This window comes from uncultured Traorella sp., from assembly GCF_944327115.1.
Taxonomy (GTDB): domain Bacteria; phylum Bacillota_I; class Bacilli_A; order Erysipelotrichales; family Erysipelotrichaceae; genus Traorella.
In genome coordinates this window covers 1-3224 of record NZ_CALVGS010000115.1, presented here as the reverse complement: position 1 = coordinate 3224, position 3224 = coordinate 1, and the positions used below count along the sequence as shown (strand labels likewise).

At 28.0% G+C, this 3224-nt stretch carries 3 protein-coding genes; all 3 read right to left on the bottom strand.

Translation table 11 applies throughout. The annotated features are described in order from the left end of the window. Window positions 1-153: 153 nt before the first annotated feature. The gene (locus Q0K35_RS10050) at window positions 154-1134 is read right to left on the bottom strand and encodes an Abi family protein (protein ID WP_294562722.1); all 981 of its coding nucleotides are present in this window, start codon (window positions 1132-1134) and stop codon (window positions 154-156) included. A gap of 74 nt (window positions 1135-1208) precedes the next feature. Further along, window positions 1209-1961 carry a DUF1829 domain-containing protein gene (locus Q0K35_RS10045; RefSeq protein WP_294562721.1) on the bottom strand — a complete coding sequence of 251 codons (753 nt, stop codon included), beginning with the start codon at window positions 1959-1961 and terminating at the stop codon, window positions 1209-1211. Between the two features lie 21 nt (window positions 1962-1982). Continuing rightward, window positions 1983-2420 carry a hypothetical protein gene (locus Q0K35_RS10040; protein ID WP_294562720.1) on the bottom strand — a complete coding sequence of 146 codons (438 nt, stop codon included), beginning with the start codon at window positions 2418-2420 and terminating at the stop codon, window positions 1983-1985. Between the last annotated feature and the right edge of the window lie 804 nt (window positions 2421-3224).

Genomic DNA, 3224 nt, shown 5'->3' with positions numbered 1-3224 from the left:
TGGATAAATTGATCGGATAAAAACTTTATATACAACATTTTAAAATACATTCAAGGCCCCAAATCCCTTTTAAATAAAGGACTTAGGGCCTTTCTGCTTCTTTAAAACTGTCGAAAACAGGATAATACAATAACTGTTGGGGAATTGCAAGTGTTAAATAAATTTTTTTAATGCTGTCAATCGACTTTGCAAATCAGGATGGATAACGATTGATGAAACATTTTTGCCTACAGAGTTAAGATATTCTGTTGTTATTTTTTCAAATTCACGAATAAAGGCTTTAATTTCATTTTTAGGGAGATGTAATAATTTAAGGTAATAGCACATTAATATAAAATAATCACCTATTGTTTTGAAGTTTACATAAGGTAATCCAATTTCTAATTTTAAACATTGTGTCATAGCATTACTTGGTTTCATTGTTCTAAATCTTGTGTCAAATATAACTGCATTATGTGCAATAGCATTGCGTAAATCTTTCAACAAGAAAATATATGTAAAAATTAATTGCCTATTAGTATCACATGAAAGATTTATACCCAATTTTTTAGATATGTAATCTCTAACATCGTACGATAAGCATGATAGTAAATTACCAAAATCGCCCATATTTAATATTTCGAATAATGCCCATAGTGGAACATCGTTTTGATTAGTGTTATTATAAAAATGCGTTATTTTACGATTTCCTTTGCTATATTCGCGAGAAATTTCAGAATGAATTTTCTTTTGAAGATCAAGCTTTTTCTGTTGTAGTTTTCTTTTTTGATCATCATTTAAATTGCTTGGCGCATTTCTATAACTGCTGATTACTTTATCAAACATATCTTGTATGCGTTCAGAATTAGCTTTAACAAGAATGCTATCTAATGCAATATTCTTCATGGCAGTTTCGATATACATCATCTTGCTATATAATAATGCCTTGAGTGCAGAATCATATTGAATAGTAGCATATATCTCTTTAAACGATGTAAAGGGTAATCTTGTCTGTGAATCATTAAAATAACGGTATCCCTTATATCCATGATAATATCCAGAATTTATTAATTGCCTTTTTTGTGTGCTACCTGAAATATTAATTCCATTTGCTCTAAGATGACGCATTAACCCATCAGTCGTTTTATATCCCATATCTTCTCACTCCTCTCATATATGTAAATACTTAGTTTCCTGTCTATGTTTAGATTGGTAGCAGAGGATGTATTTTAATTTAAGAAATATCCTTTTTCGTTTGGTAATTCATGCCATGAGACAGTTTTCACACCATAATTTTTAAAGGCTTCTAGCATTCCTTTTTGAATTTTGTTTCGATCATTATATATTACAACTAATTCTGAATTATCTTTCCTTGATGGCTTAGTGTCATTCCATGAAAATAAAATGTTATCTAAATTTGCTCTATTAACATTATTTATTACTCTGCATAATCTTTCAGGTTTTGTTTTAGTTCTTTGAAATGAAAAATCGTAAGAATGAGATAATCCTGATCTTCCTAAGAATATAGGGTTATCTATATAAAATATATCGTTTTGATCAAAGAAGTCAGTAACATCAGATAGAAAATATGAAATACTTCTCCCAGTTGAAGTTAAATTCATATCATCAATTTTTAAAATACATTGAATAAAAAAATGTAAAATACTTGAAAATTTTGTTTTAAATCCTTTTATTAATAGAATATCTCCACTGATTGAAACGCCGAAATTATTGCATATTCCTTGAATTGTTTTCATTCTTGTTTGATTCAATTGTACTCCAACTGTTTCGAGATTACTCAATGTGTATCCATCATCTGTTATTAAAATAGAATCATCATCAATTTTAACATATACTTGAATTGCATCATTAAAAAAATCCAAATAAGGAGTTGTAATTTCATGATACTCGCCTTGTTGAATTATTTTGGTTTGTTGTTTTAACCAATCATAGTAATCATCAATTAATTGATTTATAGTCATTTTATCACCTAACTTCTTATATTAGCTAAATAGTCTTAAGTTTGTAAAATCATAGATTTGATAATCTTCTATTACATTAAATTTTTTAAAGAAAGAAATACAATGGTCTACAAGATTTTTTGAACTGCTATCAAAAGGAATAGCATACTTAATTTCATATCCTTCTTTAAATATATGCAAGTGTGTTCCATTAATTACTTCTCCATCAGGATTAGTATGAGTTGATGACGGATTTACATCAAGTCTTAATAGTGGTTCATTCTTTCCTTTAGTTCTTGCATGAAAAGTACATTTATTATCAACGATTGAACGCCTATTGATTGAAATGATAAATTCATTTTTATCGGTTGTTGATTTTAAATAAAGTTCTTTTCTTTTACCATCTTCTGGAAGATAAACCTTTTTATCTAATAATTCTTTAAACATTTCTACTAGTTTAATTGCATCATCTTGAGTCACAATAATATCTCCCCTCTCGACTTTATATTATCATTTAATACGAGTATCAGCAACAAGAGTTTTTTTCATTTCCATCTTTAGTTTTCATTCTTTAAACAAAATATATGTAAATACTTTTGTGTGATTACAAAGTTTATAAAATGAAAAAAGCACTAATTCAGAAATGAATTAGTGCCTTGATAAACATGAATGAGGTAGGGTGACATTTCCTACATCTCCTAACAAATGGGTGGTGGCCGCCTGTTCCGCCCTCAGCATTTCTGCCTGCACTAGTATAGTAATTCATTTATTTCAAATTTACAAATTCTTTTAGATAAATATTAAGTTAAGTTGTGTAAATTCAAGCCAATTTGATTTTTAGTATAATATAAGTAAGCCATTAAAACCGCGAATACGGAGCAGGGGGTGTTTTGTTTTGAATAAATTATTAAACCAAACTTATTTGTTATTAAATCTTTTAAATTCAAAACACCTTTTGTTTTAAAAGCAATCATTACATTTTTTACAAAGGTTTCATCATGCATGCATTTAATTATTCTAAAAGCGTTTCAACATCTATTTTTAAATCAAAACTACATTTGGATGATATGTATGTGATACTACAATTTTCAAAATCATAATTTAGTACTAAGTATCTAAGCAAGTTGTATATCATTACAGTAAAGATATATTCTATTTTATGCTCTGCTTATAGATTTTTTGAAAAATCAATTTCAAATAAATCACGTGGGAAATTGGTAAGGAATTCAGCGCCATCTTCCGTAACTAGGATCATATCTTCTACACGCATATAACCTTCATTTT

Coding starts and splice junctions, on each gene's coding strand:
- Q0K35_RS10050 (WP_294562722.1), bottom strand. CDS start 1,134: ATGGGATATAAAACGACTGATGGGTTAATGCGTCATCTTAGAGCAAAT.
- Q0K35_RS10045 (WP_294562721.1), bottom strand. CDS start 1,961: ATGACTATAAATCAATTAATTGATGATTACTATGATTGGTTAAAACAA.